This is a genomic window from Kribbella sp. NPDC056951, from assembly GCF_042674205.1.
Taxonomy (GTDB): domain Bacteria; phylum Actinomycetota; class Actinomycetes; order Propionibacteriales; family Kribbellaceae; genus Kribbella; species Kribbella yunnanensis.
The window spans coordinates 45,570-66,739 of record NZ_JBHUQZ010000015.1 but is presented as its reverse complement, the minus strand read 5'-3'; the positions used below and the strand labels follow the sequence as shown (position 1 = coordinate 66,739).

Sequence of the window (21,170 nt, the reverse complement as noted above, 5' to 3'; positions counted from 1 at the left end):
GTCCGGACGCATGACGAGCTCGACTCTGGCGGCCACTGGCAAGTGGACTGCAACCACCGCGACCTTGCCCGCCCCGCGTGGTTGGCTCGGCCAGTACGACGGCCCGGTGAAGGTCACCAAGGACGGCAAGGAACTGGTCCTGATCGTCGGCGGCTCGGACACGAACGGCGCCGCGGTGGACGAGGTGCTCCTGGTCGATCCGGCAGCTGCCGTGTGGACGCCCGCCACCGAGAAGCTGTCGACGGCCCGAAGGCTGCACACCGTCACTGTTGTCGACAGCGGGAAGAAGGTGCTCGTCATCGGTGGCGCGACCGGTGCATTCAGCCCGGACGCACCCGGTCTCGCGACCGCCGAGCTGTACGAGGTCTCGACCGGCAAGTGGACGGCAGTCGCCAACAATATGAAGGACGGCCGCTGGGGGCATACCGCCACCCTGCTCGCCGGCGACAAGGTGCTGGTCACCGGCGGCAGCACCGGACGTTCCGGTCAGGGAGTGCGAACGCTGGCCACCGCCGAGATCCTCGACGTGGCAACGGGCAAGTGGACCGACGCACCGCCGATGTTGTCCGCGCGGACCGGGCACGGCGCGGTCGAGGTCGGCGGCAAGGTCCTGGTCGTCGGTGGCGCCACTTCGGTCGGCCCGGATCGCGAAGTCGGTCTGGCGTACTGCGAGTTGTACAACGGCACCACGTGGGAGCCGACCGGGAGTCTCGCGGCCGGCCGTCGCCTGCACTCGGTCGTCAAGCTTGCCGATGGCGGCGTCCTCGCGATCGGCGGCGCCGCACCGGGGAGCCCGACCGGAGCGACCTTCGATCCGTTCAGCCAGGCCACGGTCGAGCGGTACGCCGGTGGCACCTGGTCAGCTGCCAAGTCCCTCCCGTACGGGCGGGCCGCGCAGCGCGCGATCGAGGTCAAGGCCAATCAGGTCCTGACGATCGGCGGCACGGGTGGTGACGCCGGTTATCAGAACTCGTTCCTGCTGACGAGCGACTGGGCCGCCACACCCGCGCCAGTCGAAGGCCGCTGGGGATTCGGTGCCGTCGCGTTGTCGAACGATCGCGTCCTGGTCGTCGGCGGCGTGCTGAAGTCCGGTGCGGCCACCGCGCAGCCAGGAGTCAACGTGCTCACCAAGAACGCCGAGATCTACAGCCTGAACGCCGCGGTGGCGCCGTGACGAACGAGATCATCACCGACCCGAACGCCACCTACGACGCGGTCAAGGACTCGGTCTACACGTTCCTGCCCTGGCTGCGGACCGGGATCGCGACCAAGCTCGAGGAGCTGACGCCACCGCAACTCGGGCAGCCGGCGCCGATCCGGGCCAAGATCCCGATCGAGCTGGAGATCATCGGCGAGGGCCTGAACGGCGAACGGATCACCAAGCCGGTCACCGAGCCCGTCGAGATCTACGGACCCGGCGACGTGGTCGGGGTGGACCCGCGCGCGATCGTCCGGACCGAACCGCGGCCGTGGATCACCAACGTCGAGCCGAACTACCTGGCCCACATCGAGTTCTACGACGAGGACTTCTGCTGGCGGTACAGCCCGGCGTCGTCCGACGCCGAGTCCGGCCGGCTGGCTCCCTGGCTGGCCCTCGTGGTGCTTGCCGGAGGCAAGGATCCGCAGTCGGTCGACGACCACGGCCCGGCGACCGGTGAGTTCAAGGAAGGCGTCCGGCCGGACCGCCCGCTGCCGTTCATCGACGTGGTCGACCCCAAGGTGCTCCCGAAGCCGGAGGAACTCGGTGCGTGGGCGCACGTCCACGTCAACGGCGCGCTCGACCCGGCGGTCCTGGCCGACAAACCCGGCAATGGGCTGGCCGCCTTGCAGCGGGTGCTCGCGGCGAATGCGGACAACGCCAGCTCCCGGCTGATCTGCCCACGGCACCTGCTGCCGAACACGTCGTACCACGCGTTTCTGGTGCCGGCATTCGAGGCAGGCCGGTTGGCCGGGCTCGGCGGCAACCCGGCGGAGGCGCTCACGACGTACGCGTGGGGTGGTGGAGTTGCGTATCCCGAGGGCACCCGGCTGCCGTACTACCACCGCTGGTACTTCAGCACCGGCAACACCGGCGACTTCGAGGCGCTGGTGCGGCTGCTCAAGCCGGTCCGGCTCGGCGCCGATGTCGGCCGGCGCGACATGGACGTGCAGGACCCGAGGCACCCGCTGGTACCCGGAATCAGTACGCCGACCAAGCTGGACGGCGTACTGAAACTGGGCGGCGCGCTCAAGTCGCCGGCACAGCCCGACAACGACGTCTACGAGAAGTGGGACGAGTGGCCCGGCGAGCCGGTGCCGCATCCGTTCCAGGTGGCGCTCGCGAAGTTCGTCAACCTGGCGGACGACTACGTGCCGGCACCCGGTACGCCGACCGGCCTGGCCGCCGACGAGGATCCGGTCATCACCCCGCCGCTCTATGGGCGCTGGCCGGCATTGACCAGTCGGCTCAGCACCGAGCGTCCGGCGGACCGGCCGTGGAACTGGATCCACAAGCTGAATCTCGATCCGCGCTACCGGGTGGCGGCCAACTTCGGCACCCAGGTGATCCAGGAGCAGCAGGAAGAGCTGATGGCGAAGGCCTGGGAACAGGTCGGCGACGTCGTTGCGGCGAACGAACGGATCCGGGCCGCGCAGCTCGCCGTACGGGTCGGGCTTGCCTTGCAGGAAAAGCATCTCGAGCCCAAGCCGGTCACGCCTGGGCTGCGGTCGGCGCCGCTGCGGACCGGGCAGACGCTGGCGTTGACGGCACCCGCCAACTCTCGGGTGACGACCAGCTCGCCCTCTCTCGATGCCTTGGGGGAGCGGCTCGCGGTCGGGTTCCGGGTGGCCGAGAGCGTGGTCGCGACCGCGCCGCTGTCGGCCGAGATGCGCCGGATCATGCGGCCGGGCTCGCGGCTGGTCCGGAGTCTGAAGTTCTCCGAGGAAGCCCCGCCGACGGCGCTGGTGCCGTTGATGGACAAGGCCGAGCCGGACAGCCCGGTGGCGGCCGAGGCGAAGCAGACCCCGCCCGCGGTCGTCACCCCGAAGAAGCTCGAGGACGCCCTGCCGGCCTGGCCGAGCCTCGCCGACGACGGCGGATTCGACGGCGACTTGCCGTTCAGCCAGTTCTTCGAGATCTCGGTCCCCGGCGCCGGCAAGGTCTTCGACCGCGGCGACGAGCTGACCGACAGCGACCAGGCCGATCGGTTCAAACGCGCGATCGGCCAGTTCAAGGCGAACCGGGACGATGCGCGCGTGGCGGGCGAGGTGAAGGCTCGCGAGCCGCTCGGCGCCGATTCGACCGGTACGGCGCTGCTGGCCGAACTGAGTCCCGAGAAGACGATCCCGAAGGCTCTCGACAAGGTGGTGGACCGGCCGGACCGGTTCCGCACCGAGGCCGGTGAGCTGGTCGAGGCGATGGCCTATCCGACCTTCGACACCCCGATGTACGAGGCGCTGCTCCAGCAGGGCGACGAACACTTCGTGCCGGGCATCAACAAGGTGCCGCCGAACAGCGTGACGCTGCTCAAGGTCAACCAGCCCTTCATCGAGTCCTACCTGGTCGGGCTCAACCACGAGATGGCCCGCGAGTTGCTCTGGCGGGAGTTCCCGACCGACCAGCGCGGTACGCCGTTCCGTCAGTTCTGGGACGTGAAGTCGCAGCTGCCGTTGCCTGGTGAGACCGCGGCCCAGCGCCGGGAGCGGCTCTACGACATCGAACCGCTGCACCGCTGGACGGCGGACAGTGAACTCGGCAAGCACGACAACCGCGATCGCACCACCAAGCAGGAGGACGAGGTCGTCCTGGTGATCCGGGGTGAACTGCTCCGCAAGTACCCGAACGCGGTCGTCTACGCCCACAAGGCCAAGTGGTACCGCGATCCGAAGACGAACCAGGAGATGCCACAGCAGGAAAGGGATCTGGTCGACTTCGTGGACCCGGCGCACCCCGGGCCCACGGAGGTCCAGATGCCGATCTACGAGGCGCTGGTGGCGCCGGACGTCTACCTGCTCGGGTTCGATCTGACCGAGGAGGACGTGAAGGGTGCGAAGTATCCCGGTGATGCCGGCTGGTTCTTCGTGATCAAGGAACGTCCTGGTGATCCGCGCTTCGGGATCGACGACGACCCGGTGGACGTGCCGGTCGAGGTCGAGGTGTGGAACGACTTGACCTGGAACTCCGTCGATCCCGACCACACCGGCTTCGTCCCGGCCGGTGAACTGACACCGACGATCCCGCTCGATCCGCTGGAGGTCGATCCGACTGGCGTCGGACCGGACCAGGAGAAGCTGGACCAGCGGGCCGAGGACGAGCAGTTGGGAAACTGGAGACCGAAGCTGAGTTCGGCCGAGATCGCGTACATGTTGTTCCAGGCGCCGGTCCTGATGGCCGTGCACGCACAGGAGATGTTGCCGAAACCATGACTGACGCGCCGATCTATCCCGTGCTGCTCGGTCCGATCCGGATCGAGACGAAGTGGACCAAGGACCACCTGCTCGTTCGGTTCTTCCCGGACGAATGGTCGATCGACAAGTTCGAGGACAAGCCGGCCGAGGCCGAGCTGTCCGCGGTCGACGCCTACTGGACCGCGATCTGGCGGGCCGGCGGCAACGCGGCCGCCGAGCAGACGGCGTGGCACGAGCTGACCAGCCGGATCGCGATCGGCCGGGCCGGCTGGCTGATCTCGGAGCACCCACCGGCCAACCCGGGCGACCGGCCGACCGCACCAGCCGACACGGCGGTGCTGGTGGTGACGAGTGCGGCCGCGCTCCCCGCCGCCGATCGGCAGCCGACCGTCAACTACTGGACGGCGATCTGGCAGGCCAAGGGCGATCGGCAGAAGATCCTCGCGGCCGACCTCGCGTTGTTCACAGCCGTCGGGGGTCGTGCGGACGCGATCCGCAAACGCCGGCCGCTCGGCCTCGACAGCATCACCGACGACACCGCCGTACTGGTCGCGTTCCTGGTCTTCCCGGCGCGCCCGGCCGAGCTGGCGAAGGCGTCGTGGACGAAGAAGGCCCAGGCCCGGCTGCTCCCGGACAAGTTCCTGGTACTCGGCTGGGAGAACGGCGAGGAGGTCATCAACAAGGTTGGTGAGCCGATCACCGGCGACCTCGCGGTCAGCCCGGACCCGGAGCTGCCAAGGGCGGAGCAGCTCGAGATCGACAAGACGTCCGGCGCGCTGCGAGTGCCGGAGGGCCTGCAGTGGCTGACCAATTTCGAGGTTGCGGTCCGCAAGGGCATGGGCGTAAAGATCGACCGGACGCCGAAGGTGACCAAGGGCGTCAGCCGGCTGATCGTGATCGGGCTGCGGACGAAGAACGGGCCGGCGGGATCCGCGCAGGAGCTGGCGGAGCTGATCAGCCGGCAACACCGCAGTACGGACGGCTTCGCGCTCCTTCCGCAAGGTACGCCGACCAACAACACCGAGCAGGCACCGGCCGGCCAGGCCAAGCGCGAGGCTGCTGAGACGAGTCTGCGGACCGCGTTCGGGTTGCCGGAGGCGGTGGCCGACTGGAAGACGAAGACCGATGGCGAGTGGTTCACCGAGCTGCTCGGGATCGATCCGGCCGGGCTGACCGGCGTACCGAACTTCGACGGCAAGGACCAGGCCGAGGCACGCGCTGCGAACCTCGCGCTCTGGCCGGCCACCTGGGGTTCCTACCTGCAGACGACGCTGGCCGACGCCGTACCGGCGACTGTTGTCGAGGACACCCGGACCTTCTTCACCCGCTACGTCAGTGGGCGCGGCGCGATCCCGGCCTTCAAGGTCGGGCGGCAGCCGTACGGCGTCCTGCCGACGACCGTGTTCAGCAAGCTGGCCTGGGCCGCGAACCCGCACCGCACCGGCCTGCACGCCATGCTGCAGACGATGGCCGGGGACTGGACAGCCGCCGCCACGGCCAACGTGAAGACCGTCAACTCGCCGGGGGACCGTCACCAGGTGCTGCTGGACATCCTGGCGTTGCACCCGGCCTCTGCCGAGTTCCACCAGCGCTACGCGAACAGCGTGGACGACCTGTTCAACCGGCGGAACCTCGGCAACCAAGGTCAGCTCGTGGTCGACAGGCTGCGGGACACCGTCCTGCTCGAGCCGCCGATCCGGGCACTGTTCGAATGGCTCGGCCATGCCGGGCTGAACCCGGACATCCTGCGACGCATGTTCGTCGGCGAGCAGTTCCCGTTGCTCGGGCCGCTCGTGACCGAGGGACCGCTGTCGGAGAAGGACCCGATCGGACCGGAGAACTACCTGGCCTGGCTCGCGGCCAACGTGCGAACCGATCTGGATCGCATCCGTCGTGAGGACGGACTGGTCAAGAAGCCGGCCGCCTTGCTCTACCTGCTGCTCCGCCACGCGGTGCTGCTCGGCTGGGAGGAGGCAGCTCGACTCCTGTACGCCGCGACTGGTCGCGAGCCGTTGCCGACGGCAGATCCGGCGTTCGTCCACGTCGACGCGAATCTGGCCAGCGCGAGCCGCTTTCGGCTGCTCTACTCGAAGGACTCCGCGATCACGTCGGACCCGAACCGGTACGTGGTCGAATACATCCCGACTGCGCTGACGGACGGCAAACCGGCGACAGCCCGGCTGGCCGAGCAGGCGGCCGCGCTCGACGTACTGGCCGGCCTGCCGACCGCGCGACTCGAGCGGCTGCTGGCCGAGCACCTGGACACAGCGACGTACCGGCTGGACGCCTGGCGTCTCGGGCTGGTGAACGAGCGGCTGGAGGAGGTGCGGGCGACCGGCGCGCGCGGCGTACATCTTGGTGCCTATGGGTGGTTGGACGAAGTTCGGCCACGCAAGGACGCGCCGACGGAGAAGACCGACCTGACCGGCAAGCTGAAGGAAATCTTCCAGCCGGCGGGTTCGACACCGCTGCTGCTGGAGAAAGGGAACGGCGGCTACATCCACGCGCCGTCGCCGAGTCATGCCACCACCGCCGCCGTGTTGCGCGCGGGCTACCTGGCCAACGCCGCGGAAGAGACACCAACCGTTTTCGCGGTGAACCTGAGCTCCGAACGCGTCCGGGTTGCTTTGAGTTTGCTCGACGGACTGCGGCAAGGACAGTCGCCGGGCGCGTTGCTGGGGTATCGGTTCGAGCGCGCCTTGCACGACCGGTACGACGGGGTGCCACGGGTGGAGCTGGACAAGTACATCGACCCGTTGCGGAGCTGGTTCCCACTGCGGTCCGGGAAGATCGACGAGACCAGCCCGAAGCCCGGCACCGCGGTCGAGGTGGTCGAGGCCCGCAATGTCATCGACGGGCTCAAGCTGATCCAGCACGTGGCCCGGCCCGGGCAGGATCCGCTGCAGTATCCGTTCGGTCTGCCCGGCCTGCCGCCCGCGGGTCCGGACGAGACGAAGGCGATCGCTGACGCGGTCGACGATCTGTTCGACGTTCACGATGCGATCGGGGACCTGATCGTTGCCGAGGGCACGCATCAGACCCTGCTGGGGAACACCGAACGGGCTGCCGCGACACTCGATGCGGTCTCGAAGGAGGGGTTCCCGCCGGAGCCGGCCGTCGTCCAGTCGCCGCGCAGTGGAGTGTCGTTGACGCATCGGCTGGCGGTCCGGCTGACTTCGGGGCTCAGCCCGAATCACGGTTCGACGCTGTTCCGCGGCAACGGTCCGCGGGCCAAGGCCGAGCCTGCGGTCAACGCATGGGTGGCGAAGATGCTGCCGAGCCAGCAAGACGTGGTGGTCGTGGTGAGCTGGAAGGAACACGGTCGGCCCGAGCCGGTCAAGCGCACCATCACGCAGTACGACTTGGAACTGCAACCGATCGACCTGTTCTGGGCACTGCGTCCCGAGGACGAGGCGGCGATGACCGATCTCGACGACCGGATCGCCGGCGTGGTGGCCAAGCTGTACCGGCCGCGACCCGACTCCGAGCTGAAGATCGAGTACACCACCCGGGTCGAGGACAAGGTGACGTTCTTCGAGCTGTCGCCACTCGTCGACGCGTTGCGGACCCTTCTGACCACGGCCCGCCCGTTGCGCACCACCGACCTGGTGCCGGGTGCGGGTTCGTCGACGATCGACCGTACGGCGGATCTGGTCGTCTCCCTGGACAAGGACCGGCCGCTCGCCGTCCGCGATGCGATGACGGAGCTTCTCGACCAGGTGAAGGACCTGGTCGGCGATCTCGGCTCGCTGTTCCCCGCGGACCCGGCCGAACCATTGCGGGCCGAGATCCTGGAGGAAGTCGACGCGTTACTTGCCAAGCACGCGGATCTGATCGTCACGGCGGGCAGTTTCGGGATGGTTCGCAGCGGGTGGGGTGAGCTAACGGCCTGGCGGCGTGGGCTCTTCACCGATCTGCTCGCGGCTGCCGACGTCGCCGCGGATCGGCTGGGTGCAACCCTCGCCGTCGCAGACCAGTTGTTGCACGACTACGACCAACTGCCAAGCGGCACCCCGGACGAGGACCGGTTCCGGTTGCTTCAGCAGATCGAGAACCTGCTGGTCACCGTGCCGATGAAGGAACGACCCCGGACGCCGCGGCTCTACCGCCTCCAGCTCACCATCAAGCGCGACGAGTTCAACGACAAGGTCGAGGAGCTGGCGGGGATCGCCGCCAGCCGCGAGACGACGGTCAGCGGCCTGTACGCCGACATCGCGGCGATCGAGCTGGCCGACGTCGATCCGGTTGGGCTGGACCTGACGCCGTACGGGGATCGGGTGGTCGCCTTCGTGGCCGACCTGTTCGAGCGAACGAAGAAGTTGAAGACTGACCTCGAGTTGCGGCTTGCGAACGTGGTCCCGATCCTCAAGGCCTACGACGATGCGGTGCTCGCGCCGGATCGGGTCGAGGCCGGGATCGACGCGCTGAAGGCGTTGCTCGGCGAGGACGTGCTCGTGGTGCCGGAGTTCACGCCGCCGTCGGCGCTCGCCGACGAATGGCGGAAGGCCCGCAACGACAGCAGCCGGCTGGTGTCGCATCTGGCGCGGGACTACCCGGTAGAGGACTGGCTGCACGGGATGGCCCGAGTGCGGGAGAAGCCGCGGCTGTGGGAACAGGTCATCACCTTGAGCGACGTACTGCGGAAGCCGAAGCTGCTCGATCTGATCCTGCCGGAGGAACGGCCGCTGATCCCGGTGCAGTTCCCTTACCGGCGGGAGGATCCGTGGCTGGCGCTGGAGTTCCCACCGGCCTTCGAGATCAACGAGGACCGGCTGCTGTTCACCGCGCACTACGACGACGATCCGCTGCTCGGACGGGCCTCGCAGTGCGGGCTGCTGCTGGACGAATGGACCGAGGTCCTGCCGGCCACCGAGGAGACGACCGGGCTGGCGTTCCACTACGACCGGCCGGATTCCGAACCACCGCAGGCGATGCTGCTCGTCGTACCACCTGCTCAGGAAGCTCTGAGCGTCGCGGATCTGGTGGCCGCGATCAACGATACCTACGATCTCGCGAAGTCCCGGGCGGTCGAGCCGGTCCATCTGGACAGTACGGCGTACGCACACTTGCTGCCGGCAACCGTCCTGTCCGCGGCCGATCCGGCGGCGACGATCGGCACCGACCTGGGGACGAACAACGTGCGGTGGAGGACCGATGGTTGAGCCAGTCGAGGAGTTCGCAGCGAGCCTGGATGCGCGCGCTGTTCCGGCGATCGGTGTCTGGAACCGGGTGGAGGGCCGGCCGCGGACGACCGAGTTCGGGGCAGCGCTGCGGGCCGAGGTCCGGGACCCGCTGTGGATGCTGACCCGCCAATGGCAGCTGGGAGAGTTCCTCGGGAGTGACGCGGGGACGCCGGTGACGGCGCAGTTCAGTGTTGCGACGACGACACCGACGCGGTACCGGCCGGGCGGTGGCGGGGTGGAACCGATCTCGGGAACCGCGCCGCTGGAAGCGGTGGCCGAGCGGCGGGTGCTGCCGTTCGACTTCGGCAGTGATCCGGTGTCGTTCGATCTGCGGCTGGCGATGGGGCGGCGGTGGCTCAAGTACCTGCGCAACCACCCGAACCTGCTGGTGCGTGGGTTCCGGAACGAGTACATCAAGAAGTACCCGATCGCGTTGCCGGATCCTGGCAAGGCCGCGGATGCGGCGCGGGTGGCGCACCCCGAGGTGTGGGCGCAGATGCAGGCGGTCGCCGGACGCGCGGTCGACGGCTACAAGCTGTATCGCTTCCTCAAGGGTGGCGGTAAGGCGTGGCAGAACATCGACGGCGTCACCTTCCTGACCAAGCCGGCATTGGAGACCCTCGGGAACGCCCTGATGGCGTGGTTCGACGAGCTCCTGGAGCAGCCGGTCGGGGTCGATGCGGCCCATCCGAACGGCAACAGTGCTTGGGATGCGGGGCGGCTGGAGCACAACTTCTCGATCGCGGCCCGGGCCGGCGGGACTGGCGAGAAGGTACTGACGGCACAGGAGTATCCGGGCGGCACCCTGGACTGGCATGCCTTCTCGGTCGACACCCGCGCGCCACTCGGCGGGACGGTGGACAAGGCCGGCCGTCGGATCCGGACCACGTTCCCGGCGCCGGTGCGGTTCTCCGGTATGCCGCTGCCGCGCTGGTGGGCGGTTGAGGACGGCAAGACGAACTTCGCCGCCGTCAAGCCGGACAGCACCGATCTGGCTCGGCTGATCTTCCTGGAGTACGCGCTGGTCTACAGCAACGACTGGTTCCAGGTGCCGTGCGAGTTGCCGGTCGGGACCATCGCTGACGTCGAAGGGCTGGTGGTGACCGATGTCTTCGGTACTCGCCAGTGGATCAGTGCCGCCGGCACCGGACGCGAGGAGAACTGGCAGCGCTGGTCGATGTACGGCATGGACACGATCGGCACGGCAGACGTTGCCGCCGACACCAGTCTGTTCCTACCAGCCAGCGTTCCGAAGATCGCCGAGGGTCCGCCGCTCGAGGATGTCCTGCTGATTCGCGACGAGATGGCCAACATGGTCTGGGGAATCGAGCAGACGATCCCGCTTGTCACCGGCAAGAGTCGCCGTGGTGCCGAGGTGGTCGCGGAAGAGCTCGCGTACCGCCAGAGCCTGCCTGCGACCACTCCGCCTGGCGTAGTCCGGAAGGCACCGGAGTACTACGAGGTGATGTCGAGCGTCCCGGAGAACTGGATCCCGTTCATCGCAGTCCGGGAGCCGGGGTCCGAACGGCGGATCCGCCTGCAACGCGCGAGCATGCCGAGCGTCGTCGACGGCTCACCGGTCAAGCCCCGCACCGACCTGCTGCGGGAGAACCTGGACGGTGTCGGCCCGAAGACCTACTTCATCGCCGAAGAGGAGGTCCCGGCGTCCGGTACCAGACTCACCGTCGCCTACAACCGGACGCGCTGGCGTAATGGCCGGGCCGTGACGTGGCTCAGCGCGAAACGCACCAGCGGCCGCGGCGAGGGGTCCAGCGGCCTGGCCTTCGATCACCTGGTCGATACGCCACCCGCGCCTTAGCCACGGTGGGTCCAGATGCCGGCTCGCATGGTGGCGCCGACCGTCAGATCGGGGGCCAGGACGGCCAGGTCGGCGTCGTACGACGGGGCCAGGCGGCCTTTGCGGTGGGCGAGGTTGAGGACTCGCGCGGGGCGGGTGCTGGTGGCGGCTACGGCTTCGGGGAGGGGCCAGTTGAGGGTGCGGTGCAGGTGGGCGAGCATGCCGTCCAGTGGGGTGGTGCTGCCACCGAAGGCGTCGGCGCCGACGACCATGCCGACGCCGGAGGCCACCTCGCAGTCGATGATGCCGAGGCGGTAGCGGTAGCCCTCGGGCATGCCGGCGCCGGCGGTGGCGTCGGAGACGGCGACCAGGCGGTCGCCTAGGCAGCGGCGGGCGATCTCGATCAGGGTGGGTGGGAGATGGTGGCCGTCGGCAATGATTTCGCCGATCAGGTGGTTCGAGGCGAGGGACTCTTCGAGTAGACCGGGGAGCCGCCAGGGGCCTTGGCGGATCAGGGTGGATTGGCAGCTCCAGAGGTGGGTCAGGTGGGTTAGACCGCTGTCGACTGCTGCTGCGAGTTCGGGGGCGCGGGCGTCGCTGTGGCCTGCGGCAACGACTACGCCGGCCGCGGTGAGGCGGCGGGTGAACTCCGGTACGCCGGGCAGTTCCGGGGCGACGGTGACCATCGTGATGAGGCCGTTGCGGGCGAGGAGGCGGTCGGCCTCGTCGGCGGTGGGCGAGCGGAGGGCGGTTGGGTCGTGCGCACCACATTGGGAGGTGGCGAGATACGGGCCCTCGAGATGTACGCCGTACAGCATGCTGTTGGTGGCTGTCGTCTCGGCGAGTGCGTCGAGTTGGCGGTCGAGATCAGCGGGGTGGGCGGAGACGAGCGAGGCCTGCATCGTGGTGACGCCATGTCGGGCGTGGAAGTCGAGCACCTGCTGGTGAGCGGCCGGGTCGGGGTCGTCGAAGGAGTGTCCGCCACCGCCGTGGACATGCAGGTCGATGAGGCCGGGAATGATCGTGCACCCGGACAGGTCGTGGACCTCGGCAGTCGCCGGTACGTCGGCCGCTGCGACGACCGCTTCGATCCGGCCCTCGTGGATGATCAGCGCTTGGTCGTCGACGAGGGTGTCGTCGACGACGAGGGTTGCTCCGGTGAGCGCGATCAACGGGGATCCGATTCCACGTCGAGGAAGAGACGGACTCGCGGGTGCGTGCGGAGCGCCGTACCGGGGTGGTCTGGGCCGATCGGGCGGGTGAGGGTGTCTTGGACGGCTTGGCGTTTGGGGGCGCCGGGGACGGAGGCGATTATGTCGCGGGTGTTGAGGAGGCGGGGGATGGTGACGGTGACGGCGTGCGTCGGTACGTCGGACAGTCGGGCGAAGTGGCCTTCGTCGACCTGCTGGCGGCGGCTGGTTTCGTCGAGCGTGACGACCTTGGCGGAACGTGGGTCATCGAGGTCGGCGGGCGGGTCGTTGAAGGCGAGGTGGCCGTTGACGCCGAGACCGAGCAGGACGACGTCGAACGGCTCATCACCCATCACCTGCTCGTAGTGCGTGGCGGCGGATTCGGGGTCGATCCGATGGAAGGTTGCCTGGGGCACCTTGTCGAGGAAGTTCTGGCGCAACCAGGTGCCGAACGCCTGGGGTGCTTCCGGCGCGAGACCGACGTACTCGTCCATGTGGAAGAATTCGACGCGGCTCCAGTCGAGGTCTGGTTCTGTCGCGAGGGCGGTCAGGGTTGCGGCCTGGCTGGGGGCGGCGGCCAGCATGACGCGTGCGTTGGACGTCCGCTCGATTGCCTGCCGGATCCGCTCCGCCGCGCAGGTCGCCGCCGCCTGCCCGAGGGCGGCGCGGGTCGGGTGGGTGCTGATCTGCGGGGCTTGGTCGATGCCGAGGGTCATGCAGGCCAGTGTGTCAAAGGTTTGCACTGGTAACCTCTCCGCCGACATGACACCAAGAACTAAGCCCGCAACTCTCAAAGACGTTGCCAAGGTCGCCGGAGTCTCGATCTCCACGGTCTCCCGGGTGTTCTCCAGCCCCGGCCGCATCTCGGCGGAAACGTCGGATCGGGTTCGTGAGGTCGCGCAGCGGCTGCGGTTCACGCCGAACGTGATGGCGCGTTCGTTGATCACCGGTACGTCGCCCAATATCGGGCTGGTCGTCCCGGACATCTCGAATCCGTACATGACCACCCTGCTGAAGGCCGCTCAGAAGGTGTCGCGCGGTCACCAGACCGGCATCTTCGTCGCGGACACCGACGACAACGCGGAGATCGAGCGGGAGGTGTGCGAGCAGTTCGCCCAGCAGAGCCGCGGGGTGATCCTGTGCGCGCCGCGGATGAGCGCCGTACACATCCGTGAGATCAGTGGGATCGTTCCGCTGGTTCTGGTCAACCGGATCGTCGAAGGCATCCCGAGCGTCTACACCGACTCCCGGTCGGCGCTGCGCGAGTTGCTGGACGAGCTGGTCGAGCAAGGGCATCGCCGTGTCGGATATCTGCCGGGACCGGCTGGGTCGTGGTCGAACAAGCAGCGTGCACGTACGGTGGCCGACCGGGCCCGGGCGCTCGACGTCGAGCTGGTGCGACTTGATCCGACCGACGGTACGTACGCGGACGGCGTACTGGCTGCGGATCAGGTGATCGAGCTGGGGATCACCGCGGTGATGGCGTTCGACGACGTACTGGCTGCTGGTTTGGTCGAGGGACTGCGTCGGCGGGGCAAGGCCGTGCCTGAGGACGTCAGTGTGACCGGGCACGACGACATCCTCTCCGAGCTCGTGCATCCCGGGCTCACCACTGTCACCGGGCAGAGCGCCCAGGTCGGTGAGCTGGCGATCTCACGGCTGCTCGACACCTCGGGGCCGGAATCCGTTGGTGTGAAGGCGACGGTCGTCCGCCGGCACTCGACCGCCGTACCGCGGGTGCGTTAAGAACGCAGACTCAGGGTTGTCCCTGATGGGTACCTTGGCCGCATGACTGCTCTCCAAGCGGCCGAGGAACCGACGGGTATCGCAGGCTGGGCCATCGATCTGATGGAGAAGCTGGGTGCGCCCGGTGCTGGTTTGGCGGTCGCCGCGGAGAACCTCTTTCCACCACTGCCCAGTGAAGTGATCCTGCCGCTGGCCGGGTTCGCGGCCAGCCGGGGCGACCTCGGATTGGTTGCCGCGATCATCTTCACCACGCTCGGTTCGGTGGTCGGCGCCCTCGCCCTGTACGGCGTCGGCGCGGGCCTCGGCCGTCATCGGACCCGCGCGCTCGCCGCGAAACTGCCGCTGGTGAAGGTGGACGACGTCGACAAGGCCGAGGAGTGGTTCAACCGGCACGGCGCGAAGGCGGTGCTGATCGGGCGATTGGTCCCGGTCGTGCGAAGCCTGATCTCGGTACCGGCCGGGGTGGAGCGGTTGTCGGTGCCGCTGTTCGTGCTGCTGACCACGATCGGGAGCGGGATCTGGAACACCTTGCTGATCGTGGCCGGGTACCAGCTGGGCGAGCGCTGGCACGTGGTGGAGTCGTCGATCGGAGTCTTTCAGTGGGTCGTGCTGGGCGGCGCGATCGCCGCGGTCGCCTGGTTCGTGATTGTCAAGCTGCGGGCCCGAAGCTCAGTATCTGAGAAAGTCAAGTAGCGGGCTGGACTTTGATTACGCTCGATCCATCACTGCCGATGGTCAGGAGCTGGGTCAGATGCCCTCAACCGCGTTCGAACCGAAGATCGTCCCGGATCCACCGGTCTGGCCGCAGTCCGTGGTCACCGTCGTCGGCAACCCCAAGGCCGGCTCCCGTACGGCGGCCGCCGCGGCCTCGGTCGCCGAACTACTCGCCTCCGAGCTAGGAACGCCGTACCGGATCGACGAGCTGGTCGACCTGGTCACGATCGCCCCGGCGATCTTCCAGGGCGAGACCGCGACCGAGGCGGATCGGACCGCCCTCGACAGCGCGATCGAGCTCGCCGCGTCGGCGTCGGTGCTCGTGATCGCGACGCCCGTCTACAAGGGGAGCTACACCGGGCTGCTGAAGAGCTTCCTGGACGTGCTCCCACCGCAGGCGCTCGCCGGAGCGGTCGTCGTACCGGTGACCGTGTCAGCCGCGCCCAGTCACAAGCTGCTCGCCGATCAGCATCTGCGCCCGGTCCTGGCTGAGCTTGGCGCGAGTGTGCCGGTGCCCGGCGTGATCCTGGAGGAGCGCGACCTCGAAGACCTCCAGGTCGTCCTCGCCAGCTGGCTCCGCACCAACGCCGGCATCATCCAAGCCACCACCATCGCCCTCCAACCCGTCGCCGAACCAACCCCGCTGCGCTGACCCTTTGGGGCAATTCCCGTCGCGCGCGGTGCCGGCGGGACCTAGCGTGGCCGGTATGGATGAGCGGGTGGAGGGGAACCGGGCCGGCTGGGACCTGCGGGCTCTTGCGCATGCTGGTGGCGCCAGCCTGTACGACGTGGACGGTTTCCGCGCCGGCGGGAGTTCGCTGCGACCGTTCGAACTGGAGGCGCTCGGCGACGTACGCGGTAAGCGGCTCCTGCATCTGATGTGCCACTTCGGTCTCGACACGTTGTCGTGGGCCCGACTCGGCGCTGAGGTGACCGGGTTGGACTTCTCGGCCGCCGCGATCTCGGCGGCTCGTGAGTTGGCGGACGAGGTCGGGTTGGCGGCGCGGTTTGTGCAGGCGGACGTGTACGACGCGGCCGACGTGCTGGAGGAGCAGTACGACATCGTGATCGCGACGTACGGCGTACTGATGTGGTTACCCGATCTACCGGAATGGGCGCGTGTGGTCGCGCGGTTGCTGCGCCCAGGCGGTGTGCTGTTCGTCGGCGAGTTCCACCCGCAACAGGGGCAGATCGACGACGACCTCCGCATCACGTCGTCGTACTTCCGCACCCAACCCCGAGAAGTCCAGGTCACCGCCAGCTACACCGGCCAAGAACTCCCCACCCACACCCAAACCACCTGGCCCTGGACCATCAGCGGTCTGCTTAACGCGCTCATCGACGCCGGCCTCCACATCAACCGCCTAGACGAACACCCAGTAGACCTCCGCCAACGCCGCCCCACCATGGTCCCCACTCCCGACGGCCTCTGGCACCTCCCCGGCGACCCCATCCCCCTGCTGCTAACCTGCCGCGCCACGCGCCCACTCGACCGCTAAAGCGGCCGACAAAGCAAGATGGCGGGCAGGTCTGTGGCTGAGCCGGATGGCGAGGTTGCGACCGACTTCCCCTCGCCTGGGCTTCCGGGCTGTGGCTGAGCCACAGGATGTAGCGCTAATCGGTAGATTTTCGGGTCGTGGCGCCGAAAATGTTCCGACTAACTGCGCTGCCCGGAGAGCAACCCAAGCCCGTCAGCCACAGGCAACGTCGCGCCTCGGTCGCGGCCTCGCCATCCAGCCCAGCCACCGGATCGCCCAGCCACCCTTTCCTTTTAGTCGGCCGGTGCGGCGAGCAACCACCCACGCACGTCGTCGGCCGAGTCCGTTGCCCGGCCAAGCCGTTGGTCGGAGCATTTTCGGGTCGTGGCGCCGAAAATGTTCCGACTAACGCACTGGGCAGCCGGGGGAGCACGGGCTGGCGGTGAGGGCGGGGTTTGTGCGGCGGAGGACGGCGAGGACTTGTACGGCGGCCGCGCATGGTCTGCTGGTGATGTCGAACCAGCCGTAGCGCAAGGTGGTTTCGGAGCGGAGGGTGGCGCGGTTGTCGCGGTCCAGGTCTCGCCAGCGCTGGTGCGGGACGAGGTGGAATCGGCCGTCTAGTTCTACGTCGAGGCCGAAGCCGGTGTAGTGGACGTCGGTGAACTCGCGGTCGATGGCGCGTTGGCGGTGGCCGGTGGGGAGCTTGTGACGGCGTTCGACGTCGCGGTGGTATCGGAGTTCGAGCAGGGAGTGTGAGCCGGCGGCGACGTCCGCGAGGATGGGGCGCAGGGAGCCGCCGTGGCGGAGGCGGCCTCGGGTGGTGAGTGCGGTGGCGATGTCGGTGGGGTGTACCCGGCCGCTTTGGCACGCTTCGGCGATGATCGCGGCTGCCTGGTCGAGGGTTCGGGTGATGCCGACGATGTCGAGGACTGCTTGGGCCGGGGTACGGCGGGGTGGGACGGCTCGCGCTAGCCGGTCGGCCCAGTGGACGTCGCGATGGATGAGGAGGCCGGGGCGTTGGTGCACCCGGCGGTGGTCGGGGATGGTGACGTAGACCGGTCGATCGGGAGAGGGCCTGAGGAGGCCGAGTTGTTCGGCTGCGGTGTAGTGGCTCCACGCGGCGTCCGGGCCGGCGTACAGGAGGGCGGCCAGCAGACGCTCGTCGTACCCGATGGGGCCGGTGTGGGTGGCGTAGACGCCGGGGTGGACGGTTTGCCACCGGTGGTTGCGGACCGGCTGGCGGATGCGGTCGGTTGACCAGCCGGCGGTGAGTAGCTGGAGTCGGGAGACGATCCGGTCTTGGGACCGGATCAGCTCCTGGATTCCTTCGTTGGCTAGTTGTTGGTGCCACCACCATTCCATCCACCCCAGCATGAGCCAGTTGGCGTACCTGTGCAGGACAGCCTGTGGATAACTAGTCGGCGTGGGTGGGTTGGGTGGGGGAGTGACGGAGGGAGGTGAGGGCGGGGACGAGGGTGGAGGTGAAGGTGAGGAGGGCGGCGGTGCCGATGATTACCAGGTAGATCCAGAGGGGGCCGGTGGGGAGGTCGTTGGCGACCTTGGCTGAGAAGGGGAGTAGGCAGGCCAGGGCAACGAGGGTGCCTAGGGTGATGCCGGAGAGGGTGATGAGCGTGCCTTCGGCGGTCAGCATGCGGAGGACTTGGGAGCGGGTGGAGCCGGTGAGGCGTTGGAGGGCGAACTCTCGGCGCCGGCGCAGGGTGGTGGAGACGAGGGTGTTGACTACCGAGACTGCGGTGTAGGCGATGAGCATGCCGACGAGCATGTAGTTCACCCAGGCTTGGGTTTTCTGGTCTTCGGCGTTGGCGCTGACCAGAGCCTCACGATCAGCGACCTGTACGCCGGGATGCGCGGCCGCGAGTTTTGTCAGGGCCGGGCGGGCGCCGGGGTCGGTGCGGACGAGGATCTGGCGGACGAGGCCGTCGGTGGTGTGGGCGGTGACGAGGGCTGCGGGGAGGACGATGCTTTCGTAGCCGCGTTCGGCGGCGAACGTCGCGACCACTCGGAGCTTCACGGAGGTGCCGTCGCCCATGGTCACAGTGATGGTCGATCCAACGCCCCGGTTGATCTTCTGCGCGACGTATTCGGGGAGAGCGACGGTTGAGCCGGTCAGGGCGGTGAGCGAGCCGGCGGTGAGGCGGACCGGGGCCGGGCCGTTCGCGTCTTGAGCGTCGACGCCGACGAGTGGGGCGCCGTCGTCGTCGAAGGGGGCGTTGCGGGGTTCGTCGATGACGCCGGTACTGCGGACGTACGCCGACGCACCGGAGACACCTGGTACGGCGCGGATCTGCTGCACGAGTTGCGGTGACATGCCGGTCGCCGAGGTGAGGACGACGTCGGCGTTGAGGTCGCGGGTGAAGGCTTTGGAGGCGGCGTCGACCTGGGTGGTCTGCATGTAGAGGTTGGCGGTCGAGATGCCGACGGCAAGCATCACCGGCATCACCGCGGCCGACATCGCGACCGAGCGGACCGAGACGTTGCGGATCGCCAGCCGGCCGTTGACCCGGCTGAACAGCTGAACCGGCCAACGCCAGAGCAGCAGCACGGCCTTGGTCCAGAACGGACCGAGCAGCGCAACACCGATCGCCCAGCACAACACCGACGGTCCAGCGGTCGCACCAGCCAGCGGACCAACCATCACGGTTGCGGTCACGATCAGTAGTGCGAGACCGCCGCCGAGGAACAGCAGTCCGGCGATCAATCGCACCCAGCTGAACCACTTGCGCTGCAGCGAAGACTCCATCAATGCCTGGACAGGCTTGATCTTGGCCGACTTGCGGGCCGCGATCAGCGCGGCACCGATGACGGCCAGGATCGCTCCACCGGCACCGGCCGCGAACGGAATCAGCCCTTGGTAGAACGAGATCACCGACGAGGCGACACCATGCTCAGCGAGCTGGTCGAACAGGAACCGGCCGAGCGCCATCCCGGGCAGGACGCCGACGACAACGGCCGGGAGGGCGACGAGCAGGCCTTCGCCGAGAATCATCCGCCGTACCTGACCGGGCGTCGTACCGATGCCGCGTAGCAGGGCGAACTCGCGCTCGCGGTGCTGGGCGGACAACGCCAGCGTGGACGCGACCACGAACATCATCGTCATCACCGCGATCCCGCCGAACGAACCGGCGATCGCGATCAGCGCCTCCCGCTGGCCGGTGGTTCCCGGGTGCTCGGCGAGACCGCGGTCGACACCGGACGATGCGGTCAGATTCCCGAGCGCCTCGATCCGGTCCTTGACCGCGTCGATATCGGTGCCGGGGGCAACCAGTACGCCGACGTCGGCGTACCGGTCGGGCATCCGGCTGAGCCGGGCGGCGTCGGTCTCGCTGAAGAACGTGTGACCGGCCGGCGCCGCGGCGATACCACTGACTGTGAAGCGCTCCGGCACGCCGTTCACCAGCACGCTCACTCGAGAACCCAAGCGGCCGGTCGTGCTGACAACCTCGCCGGCGCGAGGCGCGCGGCCGCTGACCAGCTTGTACGGCGCCAACGCAGCGCTCGCCCAGTTGTGGCCTTCGGCAACGACTGGCCCGGATGGCGTGACCAGCGGTGCGGTGAAGCTGCGGTCGCCGATCACTCCCGTGACCCCTTCGACCGCGCGCAGCTTGGTCATCAGGTCAACCGGCACACCGACCAGCTCGGTCAGTACGAACGCGTCGGTGTCCTCGTCGGCGCCCGGCGGTTTGTGTGACTGCTGGCCGGTGACCACGATCGGGGCCGCGGCCAGGCGCTGGGGTTCGACGTTCGAGCGGATCCCGGTCTCCATCAGACCGCCGCAGGCCATCACGATCGCCGTACCGAAGACGACCGCGATGAAGGTGGCGATGAACCCGCCCTTGCGGAAGCGCAAGGTGCGGATGGCGAGCCGCATCATCAGGCCACCGCCAGGTTCCCGCGCGCACCGAGGTGCGTCATCCGGTCGGCGACCTGCTCGGCGGTCGGGGCGATCAGGCTGCCGGCCAGGCGGCCGTCAGCGAGGAAGACGACCTGGTCGGCGTACGACGCGGCGACCGGATCGTGGGTGACCATCACGACGGTCTGGCCCTGGGTGCGAACCGGTTCGCGGAGCAGTTCGAGGACGTCGGCAGCGGTCTGGGTGTCGAGGGCGCCGGTCGGCTCGTCGGCGAAGATCACCGCCGGGCGGGCGACCAGGGCGCGGGCGATCGCCACGCGCTGCTGCTGACCACCGGACAGTTCGCCGGGCCGGTTCCGCTGCTTGTCGCTGAGGCCGACCCGCTCGAGCACCTCGCGCACCGCGGCCTTGTTCGGGCGACGACCGTCCAGCTCCTGCGGGAGGACGACGTTCTGCCAGACCGTCAGCGCCGGCAGCAGGTTGAACGACTGGAACACGAACCCGATCCGCTCGCGGCGCAGCTCCGTCAGCTGGTACTCCTTCATCCCAGCCAACGGCAGTCCGTCGATCAGGACCGAACCCGACGTCGGCCGGTCCAGACCGGCGGCGCAGTGCAGGAACGTGCTCTTACCGGATCCCGACGGCCCCATCACCGCGGTGAACGTGCCGCGACCGAATCCGATGCTGACCCCGTCGAGCGCGGTGACGGTATTGCCACCGCGGCCGTAGACCCGTCGTACGTCCTGGAGAACCACAGAGTGCTCGCTCGGGAGCACGGCATCCTGCCGCTTCTTCGTCATGCTC

At 68.4% G+C, this 21,170-nt stretch carries 13 protein-coding genes; 8 read left to right on the top strand and 5 right to left on the bottom strand.

What is annotated here, in order from left to right; all coding sequences use genetic code 11:
* Window positions 1–10: 10 nt before the first annotated feature.
* The 4 genes from ACFTSF_RS36725 to ACFTSF_RS36710 are packed head-to-tail and all read left to right on the top strand — an operon-like array spanning window position 11 to window position 11,388.
* A complete protein-coding gene (locus tag ACFTSF_RS36725; protein ID WP_380159644.1) occupies window positions 11–1,174 on the top strand; it encodes a Kelch repeat-containing protein in 1,164 nt (387 codons plus the stop codon).
* Window positions 1,171–4,404: a hypothetical protein gene (locus ACFTSF_RS36720; RefSeq protein ID WP_380159642.1), complete on the top strand. Its 3,234-nt coding sequence runs from the start codon at window positions 1,171–1,173 to the stop codon at window positions 4,402–4,404. Before ACFTSF_RS36725 ends, ACFTSF_RS36720 begins: the two co-directional genes overlap by 4 nt.
* Entirely contained in the window at window positions 4,401–9,548 is a 5,148-nt protein-coding gene (locus ACFTSF_RS36715) for a hypothetical protein (protein WP_380159640.1), read from the top strand. Before ACFTSF_RS36720 ends, ACFTSF_RS36715 begins: the two co-directional genes overlap by 4 nt.
* A complete protein-coding gene (locus tag ACFTSF_RS36710) occupies window positions 9,541–11,388 on the top strand; it encodes a hypothetical protein (protein ID WP_380159638.1) in 1,848 nt (615 codons plus the stop codon). The genes ACFTSF_RS36715 and ACFTSF_RS36710 overlap by 8 nt, the downstream gene beginning before the upstream one ends.
* Here the strand turns inward: ACFTSF_RS36710 and ACFTSF_RS36705 are convergent.
* A complete protein-coding gene (locus ACFTSF_RS36705; protein WP_380159636.1) occupies window positions 11,385–12,539 on the bottom strand; it encodes an N-acetylglucosamine-6-phosphate deacetylase in 1,155 nt (384 codons plus the stop codon). The two genes, ACFTSF_RS36710 and ACFTSF_RS36705, sit on opposite strands and share 4 nt — an antisense overlap.
* The gene (locus ACFTSF_RS36700; RefSeq protein WP_380159634.1) at window positions 12,536–13,273 is read right to left on the bottom strand and encodes a 6-phosphogluconolactonase; all 738 of its coding nucleotides are present in this window, start codon (window positions 13,271–13,273) and stop codon (window positions 12,536–12,538) included. Before ACFTSF_RS36700 ends, ACFTSF_RS36705 begins: the two co-directional genes overlap by 4 nt.
* Before the next feature lie 46 nt (window positions 13,274–13,319).
* On the opposite strand from ACFTSF_RS36700, the gene ACFTSF_RS36695 reads away from it, so the two are divergent.
* From ACFTSF_RS36695 to ACFTSF_RS36680, 4 genes are read left to right on the top strand one after another with little or no spacing between them, the layout of a single operon-like run.
* Window positions 13,320–14,303, top strand: coding sequence for a LacI family DNA-binding transcriptional regulator (locus ACFTSF_RS36695; RefSeq protein ID WP_380159632.1), 984 nt, complete (start codon window positions 13,320–13,322; stop codon window positions 14,301–14,303).
* 42 nt (window positions 14,304–14,345) lie between these two features.
* Window positions 14,346–14,996, top strand: coding sequence for a DedA family protein (locus ACFTSF_RS36690; protein ID WP_380159631.1), 651 nt, complete (start codon window positions 14,346–14,348; stop codon window positions 14,994–14,996).
* Between the two features lie 58 nt (window positions 14,997–15,054).
* Window positions 15,055–15,669, top strand: a complete 615-nt coding sequence (locus tag ACFTSF_RS36685) for an NADPH-dependent FMN reductase (RefSeq protein WP_380159629.1) — start codon at window positions 15,055–15,057, stop codon at window positions 15,667–15,669.
* Between the two features lie 55 nt (window positions 15,670–15,724).
* Window positions 15,725–16,516 carry a class I SAM-dependent methyltransferase gene (locus ACFTSF_RS36680; RefSeq protein ID WP_380159627.1) on the top strand — a complete coding sequence of 264 codons (792 nt, stop codon included), beginning with the start codon at window positions 15,725–15,727 and terminating at the stop codon, window positions 16,514–16,516.
* Window positions 16,517–16,900: 384 nt separating this feature from the next.
* On the opposite strand, the gene ACFTSF_RS36675 is transcribed toward ACFTSF_RS36680, so the two are convergent.
* Genes ACFTSF_RS36675 through ACFTSF_RS36665 form a run of 3 tightly spaced genes read right to left on the bottom strand, consistent with a single transcriptional unit; the run spans window position 16,901 to window position 21,166 of the window.
* Window positions 16,901–17,857 (bottom strand): hypothetical protein, encoded by a 957-nt coding sequence (locus ACFTSF_RS36675; protein WP_380159625.1) that lies wholly within the window; start codon window positions 17,855–17,857, stop codon window positions 16,901–16,903.
* A gap of 52 nt (window positions 17,858–17,909) precedes the next feature.
* A complete protein-coding gene (locus ACFTSF_RS36670; RefSeq protein WP_380159623.1) occupies window positions 17,910–20,387 on the bottom strand; it encodes an ABC transporter permease in 2,478 nt (825 codons plus the stop codon).
* The gene (locus tag ACFTSF_RS36665; protein WP_344144028.1) at window positions 20,387–21,166 is read right to left on the bottom strand and encodes an ABC transporter ATP-binding protein; all 780 of its coding nucleotides are present in this window, start codon (window positions 21,164–21,166) and stop codon (window positions 20,387–20,389) included. The genes ACFTSF_RS36670 and ACFTSF_RS36665 overlap by 1 nt, the downstream gene beginning before the upstream one ends.
* Window positions 21,167–21,170 lie beyond the last annotated feature (4 nt).

What these genes read in the sequence shown, in the direction of transcription:
- ACFTSF_RS36725 (WP_380159644.1), top strand. Translation starts at nt 11, where the DNA reads ATGACGAGCTCGACTCTGGCGGCCACTGGCAAGTGGACTGCAACCACC.
- ACFTSF_RS36715 (WP_380159640.1), top strand. Translation starts at nt 4,401, where the DNA reads ATGACTGACGCGCCGATCTATCCCGTGCTGCTCGGTCCGATCCGGATC.
- ACFTSF_RS36710 (WP_380159638.1), top strand. Translation starts at nt 9,541, where the DNA reads ATGGTTGAGCCAGTCGAGGAGTTCGCAGCGAGCCTGGATGCGCGCGCT.
- ACFTSF_RS36700 (WP_380159634.1), bottom strand. Translation starts at nt 13,273, where the DNA reads ATGACCCTCGGCATCGACCAAGCCCCGCAGATCAGCACCCACCCGACC.
- ACFTSF_RS36695 (WP_380159632.1), top strand. Translation starts at nt 13,320, where the DNA reads ATGACACCAAGAACTAAGCCCGCAACTCTCAAAGACGTTGCCAAGGTC.
- ACFTSF_RS36690 (WP_380159631.1), top strand. Translation starts at nt 14,346, where the DNA reads ATGACTGCTCTCCAAGCGGCCGAGGAACCGACGGGTATCGCAGGCTGG.
- ACFTSF_RS36685 (WP_380159629.1), top strand. Translation starts at nt 15,055, where the DNA reads ATGCCCTCAACCGCGTTCGAACCGAAGATCGTCCCGGATCCACCGGTC.
- ACFTSF_RS36680 (WP_380159627.1), top strand. Translation starts at nt 15,725, where the DNA reads ATGGATGAGCGGGTGGAGGGGAACCGGGCCGGCTGGGACCTGCGGGCT.
- ACFTSF_RS36675 (WP_380159625.1), bottom strand. Translation starts at nt 17,857, where the DNA reads ATGGAATGGTGGTGGCACCAACAACTAGCCAACGAAGGAATCCAGGAG.
- ACFTSF_RS36670 (WP_380159623.1), bottom strand. Translation starts at nt 20,387, where the DNA reads ATGATGCGGCTCGCCATCCGCACCTTGCGCTTCCGCAAGGGCGGGTTC.
- ACFTSF_RS36665 (WP_344144028.1), bottom strand. Translation starts at nt 21,166, where the DNA reads ATGACGAAGAAGCGGCAGGATGCCGTGCTCCCGAGCGAGCACTCTGTG.